This window comes from Pseudoalteromonas sp. CST2, from assembly GCF_028599385.1.
GTDB lineage: Bacteria > Pseudomonadota > Gammaproteobacteria > Enterobacterales > Alteromonadaceae > Pseudoalteromonas > Pseudoalteromonas atlantica.
On record NZ_JAQREO010000009.1, the window covers coordinates 78,089 to 102,987 of the forward strand.

The following is a 24,899-nucleotide window of genomic DNA, read 5'->3' on the forward strand; positions in this document are numbered from 1 at the left end:
TACTTACGTTTTAAGTTTATTAAGCTCGCTATCTTGCTGTGCTACCAATGCATTAAGCGCTTCGCTACTATCGCCCGCTTTGGTAGATAAATCAGCAAGTTGTGATGCCGCATCAGAAATAAGCGTAAGGTTACGGTTTATCTCTTCGGTTACTAAGCTTTGCTCCTCGGCTGCGGTGGCAATGTGGGTAATTTGATTAGTAATTTCATCTACTTTTACTACCACACTGTGCAGCGCGTCAAACGCCACTGAGGTTTCGTCTACTGCGCTTTGCGCGCGTACTACGCCTTTTTCAATTACGGTTGATGCATTACCTACTTCTAACAATAAGCTATCTATAAGTTGGCTAATATCATCGGTAGATGAGCGTGTTTTAGACGCCAGTGCACGTACTTCATCGGCAACTACGGCAAAGCCTCTGCCGTGCTCGCCAGCGCGTGCTGCTTCAATAGCTGCATTAAGTGCAAGTAAGTTGGTTTGCTCTGAAATGGTTCTTATCACATCTAAAATTTGTGTAATATCTTTACTACGCGAAGCCACTTTTTCAACCGCTTGGTTGGCTTCTTTTATTTCTTCAGACATGGTTTTCACTTGGCTCATAGCCGATGACAAGCTCGACTCACTGCTAACCACTAAACCATTTATTTCATCCGCTTGTTGAGCAGATTGCTCAGAGGCTCTGGCAACTTCAAGTGCGGTGGCGCTCATTTCGTTCATAGCGGTTACTACGCTTTCAATTTCTTGAAACTGCGATTGCACATTATGTTTTGTATCAATAGCAATATGCTGTGCTATTTCGCCTTGCTGTTTTGTTTGCGATGACACATCTTTAAGCTCTGCAATTAAGCCACGTAGCTTAGCTAAAAAGGCATTAAAACCACCCGCAAGCGCAATCAGCTCTGCGTGGGTATCTACATGGAGCGTATGAGTTAAGTCACCTTCTGAGCTGGCAAGGTTATCTACACGTTGTTGAATTTGCTCAAGGGGTGCAACCACAGTGCCTACTACTACTTTCATAATAATAAAAGCGATTAAAGCAATAACAGCACCGGTTATTAAAATAACAACACCGAGCTGATTGGCCGAGTCACTCATGTTTTTAGCTAAGGCATTGGGCCCCTCTAGCGCTAAATTACTTGGCACTTCAATAAGTAGGCTCCACTGAGTGTTAGCCAGCTTAATATTAATTGGGTAGTTAACTAAATACTCGCTAGGTGTTTTAAAAAGGCCATGTTGCCCTTTAAATTTAACCAGCTCACTGTAAGTGTTACTACTAACTGCCTCTTTAAATGGGCGGCCTAATTTAGATTTATAATGACTGCTGCCTACAATTAAACCTATGTCACTTAAAAGTGTTACTTTTGCTTGGCCGTTATAAAGTTCGCTCGAAAGTTTTTCGGTTAAGCCCTGAAACGTAGGGAGCGTTAAATCAACGCCTGCTAAACCAATAAAGCGGCCCGATTTAGTAATAGGTACGGTTAAAGAGGTAAGCATAACCGAATCGCCAGAAGGTATTTCGTAAAGGTAAGGTTCCATAATACAGGGCTTAAGTGTATCTTTTGCGCATAAATACCAATGCGCTTCACGAATACCAAATTCGTTTAACGAGGTCAGGTATTTATCGGCAGCGTTAGCTACTTTTTGCTGCTCAATAATGCCGTTTTGGTCACGCGTTATATATACTTCTAACGTGCCATCGCCATTAACTGAGTGTTTATATCCTTGCTTAAATTGCGCGTCTTGCCCATCAAAGGCATTGGCTTCAAACTGCGAATAAATTGACGATAAAAACCGATTTTTTTCAAGTATAGAGCGGTTAATGCTCACTACCGTGTCGCGGTTTAATGTTTGAGTATTAGCCGCATCACCAAGTAATGCAGCTAATGAGTTTGGAATTCGGTAAGCTTCGTTGATAAATCCGGCAATTTTTTCGCCGTAAGCAGCCGCGTTTGCGTTAAGCTTTTGCTCAACTTCGGCCACGATATAATCTTCAGATTCTTTAGCGAGCGCCTCGCTGTTTGATGACATTTGCCACCATAAAACCCCAGAAAGTACTAATACTGTTAAAAATGTACTCCCTACAGTTATCCATAATAACTTTTTTGCTAACGTGAGTTCTCGCACTTAAATTACCTTTTGTTAAAACACCCCTACAGTTTAATATACAAACTGCATCAAGCCATCAATAACATAAAATAATTTAAGTTTTTTGAACAATTAAGCCTAACGCTTGGCCAAAATAGCAGTGGTTATCGTGGCACCTATGAGTAAAGCAACGCTCACCCACAAACACGCTACAAAGCCATAAACCTGAAACACCCACCCCGAAAGCACTGTGCCCAGTAAACGCCCCATGGCATTGGCCATGTAATAAAAGCCAACATCAAGCGATACACCATCGCTTTTAGCAAAGCTGACAATTAAGTAACTATGCACAGATGAATTAACGGCAAATACACCGCCAAAAATAAGCAAACCTATAATCAGCGTGGCATGCACGGCCACATCAAGTTGCATAAAAAGAGCTAATAGTGCTGTTACACCACTTAGTAGCAACACCCATAAATAGGCATGTTTAACGGTATCAACGTTTGAGTTACTGGTGCCGGTAATTCGCGGCGCTTGCGATTGCACACCACCGTAGCCAATTACCCAAAGTGCCATAAAGCCACTTACCCACCAAAAATTCCAGTTAAACTGCTGGGCTAAATAAATAGGTAAAGCCACTACAAACCATACATCACGCGCGGCAAACAAACATAACCGTGCTGCGCTTAATAAATTTATTGCACGGGATTTAGAAAATAGCTCCTTAAACTTAGGCTTATTTTTAGCCTTGCCCATGTCGCCTTTTAAAAATACAACGCTAATAATCCACGCAATAGTAAGTAGTATAATTAGGGCTTTTAAAGCACCTACAAAACCCAGTACCGTAAGGAGTAAACCACCTAAAAAGAAGCCGACCCCTTTTAACGCATTTTTTGAGCCCGTTAAAATAGCCACCCATTTATAGAGCTGGCCTTGGCCGCTTTCTCCCTCGGGCACTAAGTGTTTAATGGCGCTTTTGGCGCTCATTTTATTTAAATCTTTTGCTATGCCGCTAAGCGCTTGCGCCGCCATAACATAAGCCACTGTAAGCCATTCACTTGGCGCACATAACATGGCAAGCGCCATTATTTGCAGCGCCAAGCCAAAGTTCATGGTTTTATTAAGGCCTAAATGAGCCCCTAGCCAACCGCCCACTAAATTGGTGATCACACCAAAAATTTCGTAAAACAAAAACAGCATGGCAATGTCCAGCGCACCATACCCTAACTGATGAAAATGCAGCACCACCAGCATACGTAGTGCGCCATCGGTTAAGGTAAATGCCCAGTAATTACTGGTAATTATTAAATACTGTTTTATTGCTGTAGGTAAATTAGCGAGTTGCTCAAACATGGTTAACACCCTTAAAACCTTTAATTAATGGTTAAACCAAGTCACTTTTAGCAACTTTAAGCATAAGCTCGGCAGTACGATTAGCGTAGCCCCATTCGTTATCGTACCAAGCGTATAATTTAAGCTGGGTATTATTAATAACCATGGTAGAAAGCGCATCAATAATGCTACTGCGTGGATCGGTTTTGTAATCAATCGATACAAGTGGTTTTTCTTCATAACCTAATACGCCAGCAAGCTCATTTTTAGACGCTTGAGCAAACCATTCATTCACCTCAGCGGCAGTTACACCACGCTCAAGCTCAAATACACAGTCAGTAATAGATGCGTTAGTTAATGGTACGCGCACGGCATGGCCATTTAACTTACCTTTTAGCTCAGGGAATATATGCGTAATGGCTGTTGCACTACCGGTTGTGGTAGGTATTAAACTTGTCCCGCACGAACGAGCACGACGTAAATCTTTATGTGGCGCATCAATAATAGTTTGGGTATTGGTAATATCGTGAATAGTGGTCATTGAGCCGTGCTTTATGCCTACTTTTTCTTGCAGTACTTTTACAATAGGCGCTAAACAGTTAGTCGTACACGAAGCCGCAGTCACAATTTTGTGCTCATCTGGGTTATATAAATTATCGTTAACGCCCATAACCACATTTAAAATGCCGTCTTCTTTTACCGGAGCGGTTACCACAACGCGCTTAACACCTTGTGCTAAATATTGATTTAACAGCTCAGTGGTTTTCATTTTACCGCTGGCTTCTATCACTACATCGCAATCAGACCAATCGGTATCGCTAATGGTTTTATTATTGGTAACTGCAATAGTGTGTTTGCCTACATTAAAGCTATTCTCGTTTGCTGTAACGCTGTGCGCTAAACGCCCGTGCACTGAGTCAAACTCTAATAAATGGGCATGTGTTTTAGCATCGCCCGCTACATCGTTTACTTTAATAAATTCTACTTCTGGCCACTCTAGTGCTGCGCGCAGTGTTAAACGTCCCATACGGCCAAAGCCGTTAATACCTACTTTAATTGTCATAATAAATACCTTTAGTAAAGTTATATCAATTTGCTTAATTAACAGCAGCTTGCTGCACGCTCTGGGCGATTACCCATAGCATTGAGTCGATTTAAATCATCGTTATAAAACGCAGAATTTTCGTTTCGTGTTTGCGTTAGTACGCTAAGAGCCCATTGTGGCAGGGCTTTATTAATACTGTAATACACCCATTGATTTTGCTTACGGTCGCTCAATAGGCCACATTGCCTAAGCTGCGCTAAATGGCGCGACACTTTAGGTTGGCTCAGTTCCAGCGCAGCAACAAGCTCACACACACACAGCTCTTGCTCATGGCTAATTAATAACATGGCTTTTAAGCGTGTATCGTCGGCTAAGCATTTGTAAAATTGTAGTGGGTTGAGTTGTTCCATAGCATCCTCGTTTAGTTAGTGTGCATACAATAAAACAAAATGAGAACATATGAAATAGTGAATATACGATTTTTCGTATGTTTATTTAAAAGCCCACTTCAATTAATGTGATCTCTAGTAAATTGCAGCGCACAAAAAAGCCCAGTGGCAACCCACTGGGCTTTTGTAACGTTTTAGTATGAGCATACTTGTTTTATCGCTGCTGCCATTTAAAGCCTTATGCTAACAAAGTATTTACGCAGGTCTGTGCAATAAAAAGATGCCCTACGCTTTGCTCTACTTCACAAGCAAAGTCTAAATCAATAAGCAGATACGTTATACATTGTGCCTGCACAGTAGCTATTGAGGTAATTACCACTAAGTTGCAAAAGAAAGCGCAAGATGATCAAGTAATGCTCGTATTCTTGCCGGTAAGTGGCGGTTTGAAGCATACACTGCGTTTAGCTCCAATATGCTTGCTTCATAGGGTTCGAACAGTAACTGCAATGAGCCGTCTTTTACGTAAGGCTCTGTCACGTATTGTGGGCCCATGCCTATTCCCAGCCCTTGAGAAGCCATGTGGGTTACTGCTCTGGGGGAGTTAGAAGCAAAATCGCCGCTAACATTAACGGTGAACGTATTGCCATCTTCCTTGAACTTCCAGTTTTCAGGGTCGTTTTGAGAAGTTTGCAATAAACAATTGTGTGTTGCCAGCGCACGGGGATGCCTTGGTTTGCCATTGCGATTTAAATACTCAGGAGAGGCAAAAAAAACAATACGCATATCCATCAATTTTTTTGCGATCAGCGTTGAATCTTTCAACGGCCCAAACCTCACAGCAACATCCACACCTTCATCGATAATAGCAACGTACTGATCAGACAGGTTCAACTCAACATTGATTTTCGGATGCTTGGCTAAAAATGGGGCCAGTGCATCAACTAATTTAGTACTGCCAAATGCGGTAGGTGCGGTTAAGCGAACCGTGCCAGACAGAGCAGACTGCCGATGCTGAATGACATCTTCTAGCTCTTCAAATTGTTCCAACAAAGGAACGCATCGCACAAAATACGCCTGCCCAGTTTCGGTCAACGTAACACTGCGCGTAGTACGGTGGAACAACAAAGCACCGTGTTTTTGCTCCAGCTGAGCAATGTATTTACTCGCCAGTTTAGTGCTTATGCCTAGTTGCTTGGCACCACCTGTGAAAGATTTTTGCTTTGCCACCGCAATAAACGTGCGCATGCCGTCAAGTGTATCCATAAGAGCTCCTTATATTGCTCCGTGTAATGCTTCGCCCAATTTATGAACATTCTGTACATAGTTATTCTATAAATCAACATATTGTTCACAAGAAACGCAACGCCTAATATTTACCCATGCCATAACAGGTCAGTGGCTAACAGCAAAAGTCATCAGTTAACGATTAAATAAGGTAAATATCATGTCAAACGCCATTAAAATTCACGGTTTTCCATTATCCGGCCATGCCCACCGAGTAGAGTTATTTGCAAGTGTTGCAGGCATAGCCCATGAAGTTATTTATGTAGACTTACCCGCGGGGGAGCATAAACAAGCCCCCTTTTTGGCTCTCAATCCATTGGGTGTAGTACCAGTAATTGAGGATTCTGACGTGGTAATCCACGATTCAATATCAATCTTGATTTACTTGGCACGCAAATATGCCCCTTCATATATTCCACAAGATCTTGCCAGCGAAGCTGAGATGCATCGTTTTCTTGCCATGTCTGCAGGAGAGATATCCTACGGTCCTGGTGCAGCGAGGTTAATTAATGTTTTCAACTCGCCGGTTGACCCTGTTTTCGCTAAAGAAACAGCAGCAAAAGCCCTAACAAAACTGGAACAGCAACTCAATGGCAATGACTTCTTAGTGGCAAATAAAGTGAGCTTGGCTGACTTTGCGATATACAGCTATGTCGCCCACGCTCCCGAGGGGGATGTATCTCTTGACCCATATCCGAATATACGTCGCTGGTTATCTAACGTAGAAGGGTTAAGCGGTTTCGTTCCTATGCAGGCTACAAAAGCTGGGCTGGTAAAGTAAGTGTTTTTTTAGCGGCTCTGCCTTTCAATGAATAGGTTTGAGCCCGACATTCTTTTGCATCACCAGTTTAATATTTTTGGCAAATGCTTTTCCGGCGCACTGCGCTAATGGAGTCATTATGAACACACACATTACTTCAAGTGCTTTTCACGAAGGTGAACAGCAAATGCAAAGACGTGCCGGAAGTTACCAAAAAATGCGTACTATTGGCCGCCGCGTGATACGCGAATTTATGCCAGATCAGCATAGGCAGTTTTTCCAACAACTGCCGTTTATGGTGCTGGGTAGTACATCAGATAAGGGGCAACTTTGGGCGTCAATTTTACCTGGAAAGCCGGGCTTCGTGCAGTCCCCTTCCCCGACTCAGCTCACAGTAAACACCCCAATTTTATCAGGTGATCCATTAGCCACAGCAATCACACAAGGTGCTCGATTGGGTTTATTGGGGTTAGAAATGTCGACCCGGCGTAGAAACCGCGTCAACGCTTGTGTTACTAGCGCAGCGAGTCACCAATTTACCCTAGAAGTTGAGCAATCTTTTGGCAATTGTCCGCAATATATTCAAACTCGCAACCTTCATTTTATCCGTTCGCCAGATGCGACATACAAAGCTCCGCGCGCTGAAACGTTTTTTGAACTAAGTGATAGCCTAAAAGCCTTTATCCGCCAAGCGGATACGTTTTTTGTTGCCAGTTCTGCGGGTCACGAACCTGCAAACGAAGTAAACCGTCAGCTATCTGCCCGTAATGCTATGGGGGTTGATGTGTCACACCGTGGTGGCATGCCAGGTTTTATAAAGGTTGACGAAAACACCCTCACCATTCCTGATTATGCAGGAAATAACTTCTTCAATACGCTGGGTAATTTCCTGTTAAACCCCAAAGCGGGTTTACTGTTTGTTGATTTTACCAGCGGCGATGTTTTTATGTTAACCGGCACGGTTACCTTGCTGGAGAGTGACTCATCGATAATTAAAGGGTTTCAAGGTGCACAGCGCGGCTGGCAATTTACCCTAACCCAAGGGGTGACATTAAAAGCGGCACTGCCATTTCGCGCTCAATTCAACAGCTACTCACCCAATTCTGAAGCAACGGGTACTTGGTCACAGGCAGAAGCAATCGTTAAAGCACAAGCTAAACGCAACCAGTGGCGCGCATTTACCGTCAGTAAAATCGAAGACGAGAGCAGTACAATCCGCTCATTTTATTTACAGCCAAAAGATGATTCTCCCGTACTGCCATTTTCCCCTGGGCAACATTTAACCCTGCGTATTAAACAGCAAAATACTGAAAACTGGCTTGTGCGCAATTACACTGTATCCAGTGCCCCATCGCAAAGTGGTTACCGTATTTCAGTAAAACGTGAAGAGTATGGTCTGGTATCAAGTACCTTGCATTCTCGAATATCGATTGGCAGTGAAATACAGATTAAAGCACCAAGCGGCCATTTTTTTATCGATAACACACAGCAGCGCCCAGCCATTTTAATAGGTGCAGGTGTGGGAATAACGCCAATGGTGGCCATGGCAAATGATGCACTTAATGAAGGTATTCGCACTCGCTATATCCGCCCGATGGCAGTTATTCAAGCCGCAAAAAATAGTGAGCAACGCGCTTTTTATGCAGAGCTGAGCAACATTGCAAAGCGCAGCGCTGGGCGTATTCAGTATTATTCTGTATTAAGTGATATTCACTACGCTCAGACAGAGAGTTCTGCGGCGTCGAACAATTACACTTCCCAAGGGCGAATTAGCCAAAACTTGGTAATGGACGTACTCAATGCAATGGCCACAGAGCATAGCGTCGATTTCCCATCGCTGTTCGACAAAGACTTTTATCTGTGTGGCCCTCAAGGTTTTATGCAAAGTATGTATGACTTACTGATCGGCATTGGGGTAAAAGATCAAGATATTCACGCCGAAGCGTTTGGGCCATCATCTTTAGCACGTCAATCAACAGATACCTGCAACCACGCTGAGCTAGAGGCTGAATCTGCTGTGATAAAGTTTGCTCACTCGGGTATTGAACAAAGCTGGAATAAAGGTGATAGCCCCTTGCTAGAGGTGGCCGAAAGCAAAGGACTTACGCCACCATACAGTTGCCGCAGCGGCCAATGTGGCTCATGTGCGGTTAAACTAAAAAGTGGTGCTGTAACGTATCGCACCAAGCCAAGTGCGCATATTGACGCATCAGACGTATTGTTATGCTGCGCTGTGCCAGCGAAAGATTGCGACACTGTTATATTAGATTTGTAGCTCAATTAATCAGGCTAATATTCAAAGTCACTTATTGATGAAACCTATACAAGTTATTCAACGTTACTTTACCCAAAGAGGATTTAAACATGAGTACACGCCCACCACTGCCCCCTTTTACCCGCGAAAGCGCCATCGAAAAAGTGCGTCTAGCAGAAGATGGTTGGAACAGCCGTAACGCTGAAAAGGTATCACTTGCTTATACAGTGGATACCAAATGGCGTAATCGCAGCTCTTTCGTGAACAGCCGTGAGGAAGCCGCCGCATTTTTAACAGGAAAATGGGAAAAAGAATTGGAATATAGGCTGATAAAAGAGCTATGGGCTTTCACTGAAAATCGTATAGCCGTGCGTTACGCGTATGAGTGGCACGACGACAGCGGCAACTGGTTTCGCTCCTACGGCAACGAAAACTGGGAATTCGATGAAAACGGCTTAATGCAAAACCGCTTCGCATGCATCAACGACTTACCCATCAAAGAATCAGAGCGCAAATTCCACTGGCCTCAGGGGCGCCGCCCCGACGATCACCCAGGGTTATCGGAATTAGGGCTGTAAGCACACCCAATAGACCCGATACAGGCGATAAAGCCAGTCCTCTATCGGCGTTCATGCAGAACGCCTTAACCCTTTGCATCCTCCCAACATTTTTCAGCATTAAAGAGCTGCTTACTTAATCACTGCAAGACAAATACATCTGTGTCAATTGATGGTACATGGGTTAATTTAATCATGCTGTTTTCATGTATTTATAAAGCTATTTAATAAACTTTGCTTACAAAAAAGCCCAGTGGCAAACCACTGGGCTATTACAATGCTAAGTAATCAGTTAATTAAATAACCGAAAGCTCAACTTCAATATTACCGCGTGTAGCGTTTGAGTATGGACATACTTGGTGTGCTTTATTTACCAGCTCTTGCGCTGCTGTTTTATCCATATCACCGAGTGATACAGCTAATTTTACTGCAATGCCAAAACCGCCTTCAATCGCGCCAATAGATACTTCAGAGTTAATGTGTGTATCACTTGGTAACGCAATTTTTTCGCTACCGGCTACAAATTTTAGTGCACCAATAAAGCACGCTGCATAACCAGCTGCAAATAATTGCTCTGGGTTTGTGCCTTGTCCATCGTCGCCACCTAGCCCTTTTGGGGTTGATAAGTTTACATTTAAACGGCCATCGTCAGATTTAGCTACACCTTCACGGCCACCGGTTGCAGTTGCTTTTGCTGTGTAGGCAACGTTTTGTAATACATTCATAGTGAACTCCAAAGTTTATCAATTAATTTAGTTTGCATGCAAAATAATAGGGCAAGTAATTAGAGATTGCAAATACTTTGCATGCAAATTAAAATGTTTTTTGAGTTGAAGCTATTAACGCACTAGGAGTTGGGTATGTCATTTGAGCAATTAAAATTAAAAAATCAGCTTTGTCATAGGTTATATATGGCATCAAATAGCATTGCACGTGCTTACCGTGAGCCTTTAGCTGCACTTAATTTAACGTATCCGCAGTATGTAGTAATGATGGCGCTGTGGGAGCAAGACAAAATAACCATAGCGCAGCTAATAGATAAAACCGCTATTGATGGTGGCGCTATGACCCAAATACTCAAAAAAATGACCGAAAAGTCTCTGCTGGCTGTTATTAAAGATGAGCACGATAAGCGTAAGCGCCTAATTCAGCTTACCCAAAGTGGGCAAGCCCTTAAAAACGAAGCTGCTGATATTCCAAAAAATATATTATGTAAGTTTGAAAGTGTAGAGCCCACACAAGCCAAACAGCTAATGCAGCTGCTTGATTTAGTAATAAGCGATTTAACAACTAAAAACGATGATGAGTTAGCCAACTAACGCGGTTATTTTTTGTTGAATAAACGCCCTAAATGCGCTGATCACTGGGGTCATTTGGCGCCGATCGGCGTACATCATATAAAGCGGTAGCGGATCGCTTTGCCACTCGGGGCATAAATGAACGAGTTGCCCGCTTGCTAAATCATCAATTACATCTAAGTACGACTTATACGCAATGCCTTTGCCCTCTAACGCCCAGCGCCTAACCATTTCGCCATCGTTAACTATGTGTTGGCAATTTAGCTGCACTTTTTGCACTGCGCCATTTTTATAAAATCGCCACTCTTTAAACACCTCGCCAAAGCGCATAAAGGTAATGGTGGTGTGCTGCGTTAAGTTAAGTGGATGTGTAAGCAACCCATTGTTTGCCACATATTCAGGAGAGGCCACTAAAATACGCGCATTATTTAAAAAAAGCGGCGCTGCAATTAACTGCGAATCTTTTGGTACACCAAAGCGCAGCGCAATATCAATTGATTGGCTGTAAATGTCGCTTACTTCGTCACTTAAGTGCAGTTTAAGTTTTACATGCGGGTAGTGTGCTAAAAACTCATTAAGCCATTCACTTAGTTTATTGCGCCCTAAGTCGCACGGAGCCGATACCTGTAGCGTTCCCGTTACTTCGCCCACTGCGGTTTGTACTGCAGCTACCCCTTGTTGAATAAGCGAAAGGGAGTCTTTGGCGTAACTTAAAAACTGCTCCCCTGCCACACTTAAGCGTAAGCTGCGAGTAGAGCGAATAAACAGCACGTTTCCTAAGTCTTTTTCTAGGCGCTTAATAGCTGCACTTACCGCCGCTGGGGTTTGCTCGTTTTGTCGTGCGGCTTCAGAAATACTGGCGCAACTGGCTACATCTATAAAAGTTTGAATATCGTTAAATGATCGCATATTTTCAATTAAAATTTGAAAGTGCTTTAGTTTTTCATGTCTTTTTCTATTTTTCAACTGAGCTATAGTGCTTATAAGTTAAAAACACTTGGTTAAAATCATCAGGAACGCACATGAAAGCATTTGGCTACACCAAAAACACTAAAACGCTTACAGCAAGCTCTATACAAGCAATTGAGCTTGATACCCCAACAGCCAGCGGGCACGACCTACTTATTGAAGTAAAGGCTATTTCGGTAAACCCTGTAGATACAAAAATACGTGCAAATGTAGCGCCAGAGCAAGGCTACAAAGTATTAGGCTGGGACGGTGTAGGCGTTGTAAAAGCCGTTGGCGAGTCGGTATCGTTATTTAATGTGGGAGATCGTGTATTTTACGCTGGCGATTTATCGCGCCAAGGCAGTAATGCGCAATTTCAATTAGTTGACGAGCGTATTGTAGGGGGTGCGCCTAAAACATTAACCGACGCACAAGCCGCAGCGCTGCCGCTAACCAGTATTACCGCCTACGAAATGCTGTTTGATCGCCTGCAAGTGCCTAAAAATAAGCAAAATACTCAGCAATCTATTTTAGTTATTGGCGCCGCAGGTGGCGTTGGCTCTATTTTGGTACAGCTTGCCAAGCAACTTACGGGGCTAAAGGTGGTAGGTACTGCATCACGCGAGCAAAGCGTAACTTGGCTTAAAGAGTTAGGAGCGGATCATGTGCTTGATCATACTAAAAACTTAAACGAGCAGCGCCTAGAGCTTGGTTTAGCTGAGTTTGATTACGTTATTAGCTTAACCCATACCGACCAATACCAAGATCAAATAGTAGAGTGTATTAAACCGCAAGGTAAATTTGCGCTAATAGATGACCCTTCATCGTTCGATATTTTAAAATTTAAGCGTAAGTGTATATCGGTGCATTGGGAGTTTATGTTTACCCGCTCGCTATTTACTACCGCCGATATAACAGCGCAGCACACCTTACTTAATGAAATTAGCGAGCTGATAGACGCAGGTACACTTAAAACCACGCTTGGGCAAAATTTAGGCCCAATTAACGCCGCTAATTTATATAAAGCACATCAAATTTTAGAATCGCACACCTCACGCGGTAAACTTGTTTTAGAAGGCTTTTAAGCATGAACCAGATTAAAAAAATACTTTTAGCAGCAGCCTGCAACACCGCATTGTTAACCAGCATTGCATTTGCTAATACCCAACCTACGCACACCGATTTAAAAACAGTTGCTACATTTGATGCACAACACCCACCGGGTAATATTGCTATTACGCCATCGGGTCGTAAGTTTTTATCGGTACATGGTTTTTACGGCCAAAAACAAAAAATTATGGAGCTATTAAGCGATGGCACCACCAAACCCTACCCTAATGAAGAATGGGCATACGCGTACAAAAACGGTAAAGGGTTTTACGACGTACTTGGCATAAATGTATCTGCCGATGGCGTGTTATGGATGCTTGATACATCAGGCCCTGATCATGCTGGGCGTTTAGTCGGTTGGGATACCAACAAAGAGCAGCTGCATAAAATAATTTATTTAGCTAAACCCACCATTACCGACACCTCGTTTTTAAACGATTTAGTTATCGATAATAAACACGGCGTTGTATACATTGCCGACACCGCACAAGGCAGCCAAGCCGCTATTATTACCGTAAATTTAAAAACAGGTGAGGCGCGCAGAGTATTACAAAATAGTCCATACACCACAGCCGAAAACATCGACATGGTCATTGAAGGGCGCACCATGAAACTAGGCGGCCAACCAGCACGTTTAGGCGTAAACCCAATCACACTCGACCCAAGCGAACAGTGGCTTTACTTTGGCTCTATGTCTGGCACATCGGTTTATCGTATTGCCACAAGCGATATTAACAATAAAAGCCTGAGCGCAAGCGCCCTTGAAAGTAAAGTAACGCGTTACGGCACTAAACCAATTTCAGATGGCATTATTGTTGATGGCGGCGGTAATGTGTATGTTACCGACATAACCAACGGCGCAATTGGTGTAGTAAAACCAAGCGGTAAATACCAGGTATTATTTAAAGACGAGCGCTTAAGCTGGCCTGATGGCTTTAGTTATGGCGCCGATCATAAAATATATTTTACCGTAGATGAGCTACATCGCTCGCCAGTATTAAATAACGGTAAAAACGCCAGCCAAGGAAAATTTAGTGTGCTGTCGTTCGACCCACTAGTAAAGGGTAAAGTAGGGCGCTAAATACAGCGTATAAACCATACGCCACGCCCCCGCTGCGTGGCTTTTTGGTGCAACTTTTAAGCCTTTTAGCCCCAAAATGGTGCTAAGCGCTCAAAATTTATTTTTAGTGTTTTAATAAATATCTGATTTGTATTCATAAAATATTCAATTAACAGTTGGCATAATTCTTTCAAAGTACAGATGTGTTCAGTGAAACTTTCAAGGAAAATACCATGGCTAACCTATACCACACCCTTTACCTACTATGGCGTTTAGACATTAGCGTATGGCAGGTAAACGATCCGAGTAATACCCATACCACGTGCGATAAAGAGCGCGTTTACAGCCGATAAATTTCGTATTTATAGGCTTTGCAAGCGCGGCCATTGCGTTGTATTGTTAAGTAACTAAAAACAATATGATTGGAACGTGTATGCACGCCTTAGAAGTAAATTTTGATGGCTTAGTTGGCCCTACTCACAACTATGCGGGTTTATCGTATGGTAACGTTGCCTCGTTAAATAATGCGGCAAGTTTTTCAAACCCTCAAGAAGCTGTGTTACAGGGCCTTGAAAAAATGAAAGCCATGCACGACAAAGGCCTAACACAAGGTGTGTTTGCGCCCCACGCACGCCCCGATTTAAACGTATTACGTCGCCTAGGTTTTACCGGCAACGACTCGCAAGTTATTCATAAAGCATTTAAAGCAGACCCTATTTTATTGCGCGCGTGTTATTCGGCCTCTGCAATGTGGACCGCCAATGCAGCCACTGTTTCTCCATCGCCAGACACCCTCGATGGCAAAGTGCATTTTACCTCAGCTAATTTAAACAATAAGTTTCATCGCTCCCTAGAGCCTGCTACAACTACCCGCTTACTAAAAGCCATGTTTAATAACGATAGCTACTTTGCACATCACACGCATTTACCCGATCAGGGCTTTTTTGGCGACGAAGGCGCGGCTAACCATACCCGACTTTGCGACAGCCACGGCGAGCAAGGCCTAGAAATGTTTGTATTTGGCGCAAGTGCCTTTAACAGCCAGTTACCAAAACCGGCTAAGTTTCCTGCAAGGCAAACACTAGAAGCCTCAGAAGCCATTTGCCGATTACATAATTTAAAAGAATCGAGCCAAATTTTACTGCAGCAAAATCCAGATGTTATAGACCAAGGCGTGTTTCATAACGATGTAATTGCAGTAGGTAACGCAAACGTATTGCTTTGCCATCAGCAAGCATTTTTAAACCAACACGATGCCCTGCAAGAAATTCGCGATGCCTACACCGGCAGTAAACAGCTATACATAATTGAAGTACCTACCGATAAAGTAAGCATTAGCGATGCAGTAAGCAGTTACTTGTTTAATAGCCAATTAGTAAGCCTAGATGATGGCTCAATGCTATTAGTAGCGCCACAAGAGTGTCAACGTAATAGCGCAGTAAATGCCTACATTGAAGAAATGATTTTAGCCGATAACCCAGTAAACCAAGTGCAGTTTTTTGACCTGCGCCAAAGTATGCAAAATGGCGGCGGCCCTGCCTGCCTGCGTTTACGTGTAGCTCTTAACGAGCAAGAACTTGCTGCGGTAAACCCAGAGGTTATTTTAACCGATAATAAATACACTCAGCTTTGTGACTGGGCAAAGCGTAACTACCGCGATAAGCTAGGTGCAAGCGACTTTGCCGATTCAGCCCTACTTACCGAAAGCTACCAAGCACTGGATGAACTCACCCAGCTGCTTAACTTAGGCTCGGTATACGACTTTCAATTAGAAGGTTAATACTCGTCAGCAAAAAGCTGATACAAAAATAGCGAGCCAAGGCTCGCTATTTTTATTTGTGTTTGTGCTAATAGAGTTTAAATACCTTTATTAACCGTTACTGCCGATGCCATCGACTCAGCCCCGCGCCTTCTATGGCCTCTTTAACGCGTTTATTTAAATCCCACATGGTTTGCCAGTAATCGCCATTTACAGCCCATGCACTTAAACGTTTTTAATGTTGTCGCCCCACACTTTACCGTTAAGCAGTAGGGTAAGTTCGTCAATACAAGAGTATATTCAACACGTTTGTGCTGTTGCTTGCTGCCGGTTTAATTGCAGGTAGCTTAAAAACCACATTACTAAGCCACCTAAAAACAACGCCGCTGCGACATAGCCTGTTTGGTTAGGCGCTGCACCTTGTGCAATAACAGCCCCTCCAACCCAAGGGCCGATAGCATTTGCGGTGTTAAATGCGCATTGTACTAAAGCACCAATCATTGCATGGCCCTCTGGGGCTACATCCATTAATAGAGATTGAATAAGTGTTGCTATACCGATACTACAGCCAATTAAAAATATAACCGTATAAAGCAGCCAAATATTGTAACTTGCGCTAACGTAGGCAATTGCAAATACAATGGTACACACAAGTGCAAGCCCTGTGGTTTTAATGGCAGATTTATCGGCCGCTTTACCTAATATGTAATTACCTAACGTACAACCAATACCAAACATCACCATAGCGATAGAAATAGTGTAAGGGGCTGCTTTAGTTACATCTAAAATTGTATCGGCAATGTACGTATAAATACAAAACACGCCACCAAAGCCAATAACAACAATACCTAAAATAGACCACACCAGTTTATTTTTAAGTACGCCAAACTCGTTAAGTAAGTTAGATGGCTTAGCGTTATCAATATTTGGCACTACTTTGTATACAAATATAAACGCAATAAACGCTAAAACCGCAGCGCCACCTAAGCAATAACGCCAGCTTAGGTTTTGCCCCACCAAGGTAACAATAGGCACGCCAACGATGGTCGCAATGGTTAAGCCCATAAATACTTTTGACATAAAGCTCGCGCGTTTACCCGAAGGGGCAATATCGGAGGCAAGCAAAATAGCGGCACCAAAGTAAGCGCCGTGAGGTAAGCCACTTAAAAAGCGAAAAATAACGAGCTGCTCTAATGAGGTTGCTAATGCACTCAAACCATTAGAAATACACATTAGGCTTAAAAAAATCAGCAAAGCTTTGCGTTTTCGCATATTGGCCGTTGTAAGCATTAATACCGGCGCACCTACCACAACACCAATAGCATAGGCGCTAATTGCATAGCCACTTTGCGAAGGGGTTGAGCCAAACGTTTCACTGATCAGCGGCAGCATAGGCATCATTGAAAATTCTGATAATCCTAAAATAAACGTACCTAGTGCTAACACTAATAAAATAGCAGCTTTATTTAACTGATTAGATGCCGACGCAACATCTGCACTCATAGAAGATCCTTTAACTTTGATTTTAAAAATAGCGAATAGCCAAACACTAACCATGTCGAATTGCGGTAGTAGTATGGCTATTTAAAGTGGAAAACGTGTGGCGTCAGTTATAAAAAACATTTTTAAACTGCACACTTATTTTACGAATACCTTATAGCCATACGCAGGTACAGATAGCTGAGTATCTGCATTGATAACTGTGGCCTTATTTGAAAAATATTCGGTGTATTCACCTAATTGAATTGTTTCATTAAAAGAGACACTTTGCGCTTTATCTGAAAAATTAATAACTACAAATACTTTATCTTCAGCTTTTTGCCGAGCAAAAGAAAAAATAGCCTTACTGTTGTTATTAGGCACAGGAATCATTTTACCACCCCAATTACCGTTCCAAAGTGCCTGATTTTTATGCTTTAGTTTAAATAATTGTTTGTATAAATCACCCACAGGGTGAGCCTTCCAAGTGATCTCATCTTTTTCAAAAAATGCCAGAGGCCTGTCCAACCCAGCTTCTTGCCCACTGTAAATGAGTGGCATTCCCTCTGCAGTCACTGTTAATACAATACCCGCATTTAGGTATTTACCATGGCGCGCAAACATAGACTTTTCCCACGAATTTTTATCGTGATTATCAACAAAATTCATTTTGATTGCATTGTCAGGCCAAGCACTCAACGCATGCGCAAAATGAGAATAAACTGTTGATGCATCGCCATGCCCTTTATTAACATCAACTAGCGTATCGTGTAGCTCCCATGCATAGGTCATATCAAACGCTTTTTTATGCAAATCTCTTGCATCCCATTCTGCAAGCATAAAAACAGGCTTTATTTTATCAAGCTCAATGCGAACAGTGTCCCAAAAGTTGGTAGGAATAAACCCAGCCACATCTGCACGATAGCCATCAATATTTGCTTCTTTAACCCAATAAATTAATGAGTCAGTCATGTATTTACGCAGCTGTGGGTTTTCGTAATCAAAATCAATAATATCGGTCCAATCCCACCATGGGGTAGGCTGAAAACTACCGTTATGATCTTTTGTGTACCATTCGGGGTTACTTATTGTGAGTGGGTTATCCCACGCAGAATGATTAGCCACCCAATCAAGTATTACGTACATGCCAAGTTCATGCGCTTGATCAACTAGCGACTTAAACTCATCCATAGTGCCGAACTCTGGGTTAACAGCTTGGTAATCCTTTACTGCGTAGTAACTTCCTCGTTTACCTTTACGATTTTTTTCACCTATGGGTTGAATTGGCATTAACCACAGTATATCTACGCCTAAGTCCTTTAATCGAGGTAAGTGCGAGGCAAACGCATTAAAAGTACCTTCGGGCGTATATTGACGAATATTAACCTCATAAATAGTGGCATTTTTACTCCACTGAGGATGTGTTAATTCTACATACGGTTGGGGTTCATAAGCATGCAATTTATCTTGTGGTTGCACGGTATTGCATCCACTTAAAAATAACAACGAAACAAAAAGAGTAAAAGCATGCGCTTTATTTAATATTATATTTTTAAGTACCATTAATGATCTCTGTTGAGTAAAAGTGGCACTATTGTCGAGTATTTAAAAACAAGAACAACCGGCTAAAAACAAAATCACTGTTTACATATAGAAACAATGCTTGATAATGTTTTTATACAAACCACACCAAGCCACCATTATGAAACTAGATGATGTACGATTATTTGCAGAAGTTGTTAAGCAAGGAAGTTACTCGAAAGCTGCACTTAGCTTAGGTGTTTCAAAAGGGTATTTATCAAAGCAAATAAAACAACTGGAAGCCCAGCTAGAAAAACAGCTATTAGTAAGAAATACGCGTACTATGCGCCTTACATCAGCTGGTGAGGTTCTTTTTGAACAGTCGAGAAAATTAACCCGATTTTGGTCAGATACCAAAACATTATTAAATAACAACGAAGATTCAATTGCAGGTGAAGTAAAATGCACAGCACCCGTAGGCCTTGCTCAATATAGCTTGTGGCCTATTTTATCTGACGTTATGAATAAGCATAACGGCCTTTCTATCTGCCTCGATACCGGAAACCCTACTCATAACCTAATAGCTGATGATTACGATTTTGCAGTCAGAATATGTAACGCCCCACCAGAGGATATGGTTGCCAAAAAAATCGGCCAAGTGAAATACGTATGCTGTGCTTCACCAGAGTTTATTGCACTAAATAACTACCCTATTACACCTGAGCAGTTAATAGACTTTCCATGCTTAGTGCTCTCGCATTGGAGAGAGTGGACATTTCATCAAGAGCAATTAGCTTTAAATATCCAGTTACAAGGTAAATTAATGTCTTCAGACAACGAGGTTTTGAAAAAAGCGTGCTTAGCACACAAAGGTATAGCGCGCTTACCACGCTATATGGTGCAAAAAGAGCTAGAAAGAGGGGCTTTAATAAGTTTGTTTGATAACTACCAAATAGAGACAAAAGATGTATATATTTTATACCCTCAAATAAGCAGCCGGCCTAAGCGTATAAAGTATGTTATTGACGCTATTATTGATGCAAGCGATTTAATTTAACCTAATATTTATATTAAGTCGCTAGGTAATCTTTTATATACCACACAACGTAAAAAACGATTAAAATTAGTTGAAGTAAAAAGTGTCATCATTTTAAATTGAGTGACTTTATACTAAAGCACCTTAAAAGTTAGCGCTGAAAATTGTGCAGGCTTAGCATTTTTATCATATTGCCTATTTATGGGGAGCACCCACACTACCTAGTCTAAGCCTTATCTAAATACTATACACAGCTGAAAATTCAACCTCAAATGATAAACAGGCCTCTCCATTCAAGCCCCGTTAACCCAGAACTGGTACAGTCAATAGCACGTATTAATTAAACCGTTATTATCATTTTGAATATGTAAACATAGGAGAAATAATCATGGCGAAAGAAAAAGTAGTTCTAATTACAGGTGCCTCTAGTGGCATAGGTGAAGCAAGTGCAAAAACATTGGTTAATAACAGCCATAAAGTCATTCTTACCGCCAGAAGTGAAGATAAATTAGCTGAACTAATTGAGTCGTTAGGTGAAGATAACGCACTGAGTGTACCCGCAGATGCCACCGACTTTACCGAACTTGAAAACGTAGTAACAAAAGGGCTTAAAAAATTTGGCCGACTAGATGCCGCATTCGCCAACGCGGGTATGGGCGTTTCAACCGCAGGCACTGAAAAAGGCGACCCCGATGAATGGTCAACCATGATAGACATAAACATTAAAGCCCTGCTGTGGACGGCAAAAGCAACCCTGCCTCATTTACGCCAAAACAAAGGCCACTTTATATTAACCAGCTCAGCCGCTGGCCGTAAGCCAATAAAAGGCTCTATTTACGGTGCAACTAAATGGTTTGCTTACGGGTTTGGGCAAAACTTAGCTGAGGAAATGAGCGAGTGGAACGGCCGCTGTACCACCATAGCCCCTGGCATGGTAAACACCCCATTTTTTGATGAAGCTAAACCCGACAAACTCGACCCACAAGATGTGGCCGACGCCGTACTATTTGCCATTGAAGCAAACCAGCGCAACAACGTGCGCGAGATATATTTAATGCCGACTAATTAACGCTGATTGGTTAAATTTGAGCTATCAGGTTTAATGCCAATGGCGTTAAACCTGATGGTTGTTTGTATTTTGAGGTTAGGTTTTAATAGCGTAAAGTTGAACACTGCATAATTAAAGATCTGATTTGTATTAGCTGCGTACTTCTACACGCCAAGGTGGGTTAACTCTATTAACACCCGCCCAATATAGCTTAATTTTATGTCCTGACGGATCATGCAGTACGGCCTCTCGCCATAAATAACTTTGGTCTGTAGGTTCTTGAACAAATACAAAACCTTTAACTTTCAAAGCTTCAACCAGTTCATCTAATTGTTCATGTTCAAAATATATTACCGTGCCACAATCAAACTCACCTCGTTCTAAAGACAATGAGAAAGTTGCATCCCCATCTGGGCATTCAAAGCGAGCATAATGTGGGGTATCTACAATTTGAGTAAAACCTAAGTCGCGATAAAATTTAGTCGAAATTTCCATATCTGTAACGGGTAATGTAATTTGATTTAAGTTCATTTAACTTCCCTGTAAAAATTAAAAGTGACAAGTATGCCTGTTGTTTAGGCACTACCATGTAATATTTTGCTTTTTATATAAACAAAAGCCTGAAGCTTAGCCTATCAAAGTGAACACTATAAGTGGTTAATAGTTTAATGGGTTTTATTATGGAACACTCACTACAATGTACTCTCCATTGAGATATGACGGCTGCCTACCTGACACCATGAGCCTGCAGTAGTAAAGCGTCTAATCCAATGAGTTACTAAAGCATCGCCACTGTTTAATGGTTAGGGTGTACTGTTTAACTGCCTTTTTGTGATATTGGCCAAGCTCGAACACACCAAATCCAAGCTTCTCGATGACACTAATTGATCCCGTATTTTCAGGCTCCACTATCGCAATTATTTCTGAAATATTTAAATTAGTGAAAGCATACTCTATAACTGCACAAACAGCTTCAGTAGCATAGCCTTTATTCCAATGTTCTCTGCCAAGTCTATATCCTAAATTTACGACTAGCTTATCATTATATGTTTCTTTATTTAGGCCTGAAAAACCAAGCAACTTGTTATTATTTTTATCAATTATTGCCCAAGGCCCGAAGTCATATTCTTCATAGCTTTTTTGACACCATTGGACAAAATTTGATGTTGCTATTTCATCCATAACACCATTTAAAGAAAAAAGCATAACCTCATGATCAGATAAAATTAGTGATAAAGGTTTAATATCGTTACTAGTTAATGGACGAAGCAAAAGTCTTTTAGTTTCTAGCAAATTACTCAACTCCTTTTAATTAAGATGACACCCACTTTATTTAATCTGGCGGCTCACTTAATGCAAAACTTAGGGTGGGTGTCTATTTAATTTTCTTTCTGGATGAACTAACCCAGCTGCTTAATTTAGGCTCGGTATACGACTTTCAATTAAAAGGTTAATACTCGTCAGCAAAAAGCTAATACAAAAATAGCGAGCCAAGGCTCGCTATTTTTATTTGTGCTTATGCTAATAGTGTTTAAAGGTTTTACTTACCGTTATTTACCATTATTAACCGTTACTGCCGATGCCATCGACTCAGATATATGCAGCGTTCGCTGCGGAAACGGAATACTCAGCCCCGCGCCTTCTATGGCCTCTTTAACGCGTTTATTTAAATCCCACACGGTTTGCCAGTAATCGCCATTTACAGCCCATGCACGTAATTGAATATTTACTGCGCTTTCGCCTATTGAAGTAACCATTACTTTAGGCGCTGGCTCTGCGAGTAATCGGCTTTCTGATTCGGCAACTTCTTTAAGTACATTTAAGCCAACATCAATAGAGTCGGCGTACGAAATTCCCACTACTATATCCATGCGCCTTTTACCGTTGCGGGTAAAGTTTTTAATGTTGCCGCCCCACACTTTACCGTTAGGCGATGCGATATAAAGGCCGTCGGTGGTTTTAAAAATGGTCGTAAATAAGTTTATTTCGTTCACTGTGCCAAGCGTGCCGCTCGCATCTACAAAATCGCCTATTTTAAATGGCCTAAGTATGAGTAGCATAATGCCTGCTGCAATATTACTTAAGGTGTTTTTAAGCGCCAAACCAATCGCTAAACCCGCCGCGCCCATTAGCGCTATTAAACTTGCCGTATTAACGCCAAAAATATCTAAAATAAACAGCCCAGCAATTATATAAACTAAATACCCCGCAATGCTCGATAAAAGCGGCAGTAGCGTTTCGTCTACTTTTTTTAATGGCGACTTAGAATTTTTAATCGCTTTTTTAACCGAGCGGGCAATAAGTGCACTCGCAACTAAAATAGCCAAGGCTAATACCACTTTGTAACCTAAAGTGATGATTGTTTCTGAATGGCTTTGCCAAAACACAATAAGTTTATCTTTCATACATATTCCAACTATGGGCTGATTATCAGCAAGAATTAAATCTATACACTTCAAAAGAAGTGGCGGGAGTATATAGTAAAAATTTTAAAGCGATAGCATTAAAATAAGTGGAAGGTGTGCCTATATCAGCAAATTAATTGGGCAAAGTTTTTCTTTTTTTCGCTTAAATTTTCACACTTAAAACCTTAGTGCTCACAAATTTGTTAACCTATGGCGTACATACTTTTGTTCAAAAATGCGCAAAGTAAAATAAAGATTAACTTCAAGTAACTATTCTAAAAACCAGTTCAATCTAAATTCAGCTTAGCCCTTCTACAATCTGCTCTATAAACTAAAGGAGTAAATCATGAATTTTAAATCAACATTAGTCAGCAGCGCCGTTCTTTTTGCATTAGCCGGGTGTGGCTCTTCAAGTGATGACAATGACACAACACCGCCACAATCTAGCGACAAATCAACCTTTAGCCTTGGTGTGTCAGATGCGCCGGTTAGTGGTTTAAAAGCGGTTAACGTCGTGTTTGATTCAATCACTATTAAAACACAAGGCGATGAAGAATTTAGTTTTGAAACCCGAAGTGAAGCTGACGCATCTCAACCACAAATGGTTAATTTGCTCGATTACACCGGGGATGATGTTTTTGAGCTGCTTGACGATCAAGAAGTGCCAGCAGGCGAATACTCGTGGATCCGCGCTCAGGTTATAAATGGCGATACTAATAACCTTAGTTTTACATCTCACGTAGTATACGAAGACGACAGCATTGCTCCGCTCGTGGTAAAAAGAAAAGGGAATGATGGTGTAGGCGAAATACAACTCGATGGCTTTACACTTAACCAAACTGATAACGACTTTGTTTTAGAATTTGACCTAAAAAAATCGCTGGTCGATCCCCAAAATAATGAGGAGATCTTTTTAAAACCTAGAGGCGTACGATTACAAAATCTTTCTGAGTCACAAGAAATTGAAGGCACAGTAAGCCAAGCGCTTATTAATAACTGTGAAACAGACAATATCGCCACTGCTGCTGCAGATTCAACGTTTGGACACGCCGTATATTTATATTCATCAGATGCTCAAACACCTAAAGATATATACGAAATAGATGAGCAAACCCCAGAAGATGCTCCACTTGCGACCGCAAATGTTGTATTTGACCAAGACGATAACCAATATGAGTTTGAGCTTGCTTTCATTACACCGGGAGACTACCAACTTGGCTATACGTGCACCGCACATATAGACGATGCAGAGCTAGAAGATACAGATTTCACTGTTTATCAACTTAAGCAAATTAGTGTACCGCAAACTGAGGACCTTTCAGTTAGCTTTGACATAACACAATAAACGTATAGCGCACTTTAAGGTGCGCTTTTTTATAAAAAGTATAACAAAAACGAACACTCCACCTTTGCAAAAAACCATTAAAGCCACTCACCTAACATCATCCAAATAATTCATTCGTAAAGTGACCTGCATTCAAGCCCCGTTAACCCAGAACTGGTACAGTTAATAGCACGTATTAGTT

The 24,899-nt window shown here is 41.7% G+C and carries 22 protein-coding genes; 10 read left to right on the forward strand and 12 right to left on the reverse strand.

The window, feature by feature from the left end; translation table 11 throughout:
- Nucleotides 1–3: 3 nt before the first annotated feature.
- The 5 genes from PSH41_RS12840 to PSH41_RS12860 form a co-directional block, all read right to left on the reverse strand.
- Complete coding sequence (locus PSH41_RS12840) at nucleotides 4–2,124, reverse strand: methyl-accepting chemotaxis protein (RefSeq protein ID WP_273589191.1); 2,121 nt, start codon at nucleotides 2,122–2,124, stop codon at nucleotides 4–6.
- Between the two features lie 99 nt (nucleotides 2,125–2,223).
- Nucleotides 2,224–3,441 carry an organoarsenical effux MFS transporter ArsJ gene (gene arsJ, locus PSH41_RS12845; protein WP_273589192.1) on the reverse strand — a complete coding sequence of 406 codons (1,218 nt, stop codon included), beginning with the start codon at nucleotides 3,439–3,441 and terminating at the stop codon, nucleotides 2,224–2,226.
- 31 nt (nucleotides 3,442–3,472) lie between these two features.
- Nucleotides 3,473–4,483 carry an ArsJ-associated glyceraldehyde-3-phosphate dehydrogenase gene (locus PSH41_RS12850; protein ID WP_273589193.1) on the reverse strand — a complete coding sequence of 337 codons (1,011 nt, stop codon included), beginning with the start codon at nucleotides 4,481–4,483 and terminating at the stop codon, nucleotides 3,473–3,475.
- A 38-nt stretch (nucleotides 4,484–4,521) separates the two neighbouring features.
- Nucleotides 4,522–4,875 (reverse strand): metalloregulator ArsR/SmtB family transcription factor, encoded by a 354-nt coding sequence (locus tag PSH41_RS12855; protein WP_004587025.1) that lies wholly within the window; start codon nucleotides 4,873–4,875, stop codon nucleotides 4,522–4,524.
- 357 nt (nucleotides 4,876–5,232) lie between these two features.
- Nucleotides 5,233–6,117 (reverse strand): LysR family transcriptional regulator, encoded by an 885-nt coding sequence (locus tag PSH41_RS12860; protein WP_273589194.1) that lies wholly within the window; start codon nucleotides 6,115–6,117, stop codon nucleotides 5,233–5,235.
- A gap of 181 nt (nucleotides 6,118–6,298) precedes the next feature.
- Between PSH41_RS12860 and PSH41_RS12865 the strand changes: the two genes are divergently transcribed.
- The 3 genes from PSH41_RS12865 (at nucleotide 6,299) to PSH41_RS12875 (ending at nucleotide 9,730) form a co-directional block, all read left to right on the forward strand.
- Nucleotides 6,299–6,919, forward strand: a complete 621-nt coding sequence (locus PSH41_RS12865) for a glutathione S-transferase family protein (protein WP_203987869.1) — start codon at nucleotides 6,299–6,301, stop codon at nucleotides 6,917–6,919.
- A 118-nt stretch (nucleotides 6,920–7,037) separates the two neighbouring features.
- On the forward strand, nucleotides 7,038–9,173 hold the full coding sequence (locus tag PSH41_RS12870) for an FAD-binding oxidoreductase (RefSeq protein WP_273589195.1): 2,136 nt from the start codon (nucleotides 7,038–7,040) through the stop codon (nucleotides 9,171–9,173).
- A gap of 89 nt (nucleotides 9,174–9,262) precedes the next feature.
- The gene (locus tag PSH41_RS12875) at nucleotides 9,263–9,730 is read left to right on the forward strand and encodes a nuclear transport factor 2 family protein (protein ID WP_008129990.1); all 468 of its coding nucleotides are present in this window, start codon (nucleotides 9,263–9,265) and stop codon (nucleotides 9,728–9,730) included.
- 275 nt (nucleotides 9,731–10,005) lie between these two features.
- On the opposite strand, the gene PSH41_RS12880 is transcribed toward PSH41_RS12875, so the two are convergent.
- On the reverse strand, nucleotides 10,006–10,434 hold the full coding sequence (locus tag PSH41_RS12880; protein ID WP_004587024.1) for an organic hydroperoxide resistance protein: 429 nt from the start codon (nucleotides 10,432–10,434) through the stop codon (nucleotides 10,006–10,008).
- Nucleotides 10,435–10,569: 135 nt separating this feature from the next.
- Between PSH41_RS12880 and PSH41_RS12885 the strand changes: the two genes are divergently transcribed.
- Nucleotides 10,570–11,028 carry a MarR family winged helix-turn-helix transcriptional regulator gene (locus PSH41_RS12885; protein WP_273589196.1) on the forward strand — a complete coding sequence of 153 codons (459 nt, stop codon included), beginning with the start codon at nucleotides 10,570–10,572 and terminating at the stop codon, nucleotides 11,026–11,028.
- Here the strand turns inward: PSH41_RS12885 and PSH41_RS12890 are convergent.
- Nucleotides 11,017–11,916 (reverse strand): LysR family transcriptional regulator, encoded by a 900-nt coding sequence (locus PSH41_RS12890; protein ID WP_029773656.1) that lies wholly within the window; start codon nucleotides 11,914–11,916, stop codon nucleotides 11,017–11,019. The genes PSH41_RS12885 and PSH41_RS12890 overlap by 12 nt on opposite strands.
- Before the next feature lie 113 nt (nucleotides 11,917–12,029).
- On the opposite strand from PSH41_RS12890, the gene PSH41_RS12895 reads away from it, so the two are divergent.
- The 3 genes from PSH41_RS12895 to astB all read left to right on the forward strand — a co-directional run bounded on the left by PSH41_RS12895 (nucleotide 12,030) and on the right by astB (nucleotide 15,905).
- The gene (locus PSH41_RS12895; protein ID WP_273589197.1) at nucleotides 12,030–13,040 is read left to right on the forward strand and encodes a zinc-binding alcohol dehydrogenase family protein; all 1,011 of its coding nucleotides are present in this window, start codon (nucleotides 12,030–12,032) and stop codon (nucleotides 13,038–13,040) included.
- 2 nt (nucleotides 13,041–13,042) lie between these two features.
- Nucleotides 13,043–14,146, forward strand: coding sequence for an L-dopachrome tautomerase-related protein (locus tag PSH41_RS12900; RefSeq protein ID WP_273589198.1), 1,104 nt, complete (start codon nucleotides 13,043–13,045; stop codon nucleotides 14,144–14,146).
- A gap of 412 nt (nucleotides 14,147–14,558) precedes the next feature.
- On the forward strand, nucleotides 14,559–15,905 hold the full coding sequence (gene astB, locus PSH41_RS12905; RefSeq protein ID WP_121638288.1) for an N-succinylarginine dihydrolase: 1,347 nt from the start codon (nucleotides 14,559–14,561) through the stop codon (nucleotides 15,903–15,905).
- 279 nt (nucleotides 15,906–16,184) lie between these two features.
- Here the strand turns inward: astB and PSH41_RS12910 are convergent, their stop codons facing one another.
- Both PSH41_RS12910 and PSH41_RS12915 read right to left on the reverse strand, forming a co-directional pair.
- On the reverse strand, nucleotides 16,185–17,387 hold the full coding sequence (locus PSH41_RS12910) for an MFS transporter (protein ID WP_273589199.1): 1,203 nt from the start codon (nucleotides 17,385–17,387) through the stop codon (nucleotides 16,185–16,187).
- 135 nt (nucleotides 17,388–17,522) lie between these two features.
- A complete protein-coding gene (locus PSH41_RS12915; protein ID WP_273589200.1) occupies nucleotides 17,523–18,842 on the reverse strand; it encodes an alpha-amylase family glycosyl hydrolase in 1,320 nt (439 codons plus the stop codon).
- A gap of 190 nt (nucleotides 18,843–19,032) precedes the next feature.
- Between PSH41_RS12915 and PSH41_RS12920 the strand changes: the two genes are divergently transcribed.
- Entirely contained in the window at nucleotides 19,033–19,941 is a 909-nt protein-coding gene (locus tag PSH41_RS12920) for a LysR family transcriptional regulator (RefSeq protein ID WP_273589201.1), read from the forward strand.
- A gap of 367 nt (nucleotides 19,942–20,308) precedes the next feature.
- The gene (locus PSH41_RS12925) at nucleotides 20,309–20,989 is read left to right on the forward strand and encodes an SDR family oxidoreductase (protein ID WP_273589202.1); all 681 of its coding nucleotides are present in this window, start codon (nucleotides 20,309–20,311) and stop codon (nucleotides 20,987–20,989) included.
- Nucleotides 20,990–21,118: 129 nt separating this feature from the next.
- On the opposite strand, the gene PSH41_RS12930 is transcribed toward PSH41_RS12925, so the two are convergent.
- The 3 genes from PSH41_RS12930 to PSH41_RS12940 all read right to left on the reverse strand — a co-directional run bounded on the left by PSH41_RS12930 (nucleotide 21,119) and on the right by PSH41_RS12940 (nucleotide 23,373).
- A complete protein-coding gene (locus PSH41_RS12930) occupies nucleotides 21,119–21,499 on the reverse strand; it encodes a VOC family protein (protein ID WP_273589203.1) in 381 nt (126 codons plus the stop codon).
- 231 nt (nucleotides 21,500–21,730) lie between these two features.
- Complete coding sequence (locus tag PSH41_RS12935) at nucleotides 21,731–22,261, reverse strand: GNAT family N-acetyltransferase (protein ID WP_273589204.1); 531 nt, start codon at nucleotides 22,259–22,261, stop codon at nucleotides 21,731–21,733.
- A gap of 257 nt (nucleotides 22,262–22,518) precedes the next feature.
- A complete protein-coding gene (locus PSH41_RS12940) occupies nucleotides 22,519–23,373 on the reverse strand; it encodes a mechanosensitive ion channel family protein (RefSeq protein WP_024032909.1) in 855 nt (284 codons plus the stop codon).
- 346 nt (nucleotides 23,374–23,719) lie between these two features.
- Between PSH41_RS12940 and PSH41_RS12945 the strand changes: the two genes are divergently transcribed.
- Nucleotides 23,720–24,718, forward strand: a complete 999-nt coding sequence (locus PSH41_RS12945; RefSeq protein ID WP_273589205.1) for a DUF4382 domain-containing protein — start codon at nucleotides 23,720–23,722, stop codon at nucleotides 24,716–24,718.
- Nucleotides 24,719–24,899: the final 181 nt, after the last annotated feature.

What these genes read in the sequence shown, in the direction of transcription:
- PSH41_RS12890 (WP_029773656.1), bottom strand. Translation starts at nt 11,916, where the DNA reads ATGCGATCATTTAACGATATTCAAACTTTTATAGATGTAGCCAGTTGC.
- PSH41_RS12940 (WP_024032909.1), bottom strand. Translation starts at nt 23,373, where the DNA reads ATGAAAGATAAACTTATTGTGTTTTGGCAAAGCCATTCAGAAACAATC.
- PSH41_RS12865 (WP_203987869.1), top strand. Translation starts at nt 6,299, where the DNA reads ATGTCAAACGCCATTAAAATTCACGGTTTTCCATTATCCGGCCATGCC.
- PSH41_RS12910 (WP_273589199.1), bottom strand. Translation starts at nt 17,387, where the DNA reads ATGAGTGCAGATGTTGCGTCGGCATCTAATCAGTTAAATAAAGCTGCT.
- PSH41_RS12850 (WP_273589193.1), bottom strand. Translation starts at nt 4,483, where the DNA reads ATGACAATTAAAGTAGGTATTAACGGCTTTGGCCGTATGGGACGTTTA.
- arsJ (WP_273589192.1), bottom strand. Translation starts at nt 3,441, where the DNA reads ATGTTTGAGCAACTCGCTAATTTACCTACAGCAATAAAACAGTATTTA.
- PSH41_RS12880 (WP_004587024.1), bottom strand. Translation starts at nt 10,434, where the DNA reads ATGAATGTATTACAAAACGTTGCCTACACAGCAAAAGCAACTGCAACC.
- PSH41_RS12855 (WP_004587025.1), bottom strand. Translation starts at nt 4,875, where the DNA reads ATGGAACAACTCAACCCACTACAATTTTACAAATGCTTAGCCGACGAT.
- PSH41_RS12925 (WP_273589202.1), top strand. Translation starts at nt 20,309, where the DNA reads ATGGCGAAAGAAAAAGTAGTTCTAATTACAGGTGCCTCTAGTGGCATA.
- PSH41_RS12945 (WP_273589205.1), top strand. Translation starts at nt 23,720, where the DNA reads ATGAATTTTAAATCAACATTAGTCAGCAGCGCCGTTCTTTTTGCATTA.
- astB (WP_121638288.1), top strand. Translation starts at nt 14,559, where the DNA reads ATGCACGCCTTAGAAGTAAATTTTGATGGCTTAGTTGGCCCTACTCAC.
- PSH41_RS12875 (WP_008129990.1), top strand. Translation starts at nt 9,263, where the DNA reads ATGAGTACACGCCCACCACTGCCCCCTTTTACCCGCGAAAGCGCCATC.
- PSH41_RS12860 (WP_273589194.1), bottom strand. Translation starts at nt 6,117, where the DNA reads ATGGATACACTTGACGGCATGCGCACGTTTATTGCGGTGGCAAAGCAA.
- PSH41_RS12930 (WP_273589203.1), bottom strand. Translation starts at nt 21,499, where the DNA reads ATGAACTTAAATCAAATTACATTACCCGTTACAGATATGGAAATTTCG.
- PSH41_RS12900 (WP_273589198.1), top strand. Translation starts at nt 13,043, where the DNA reads ATGAACCAGATTAAAAAAATACTTTTAGCAGCAGCCTGCAACACCGCA.
- PSH41_RS12920 (WP_273589201.1), top strand. Translation starts at nt 19,033, where the DNA reads ATGTTTTTATACAAACCACACCAAGCCACCATTATGAAACTAGATGAT.
- PSH41_RS12895 (WP_273589197.1), top strand. Translation starts at nt 12,030, where the DNA reads ATGAAAGCATTTGGCTACACCAAAAACACTAAAACGCTTACAGCAAGC.
- PSH41_RS12885 (WP_273589196.1), top strand. Translation starts at nt 10,570, where the DNA reads ATGTCATTTGAGCAATTAAAATTAAAAAATCAGCTTTGTCATAGGTTA.
- PSH41_RS12870 (WP_273589195.1), top strand. Translation starts at nt 7,038, where the DNA reads ATGAACACACACATTACTTCAAGTGCTTTTCACGAAGGTGAACAGCAA.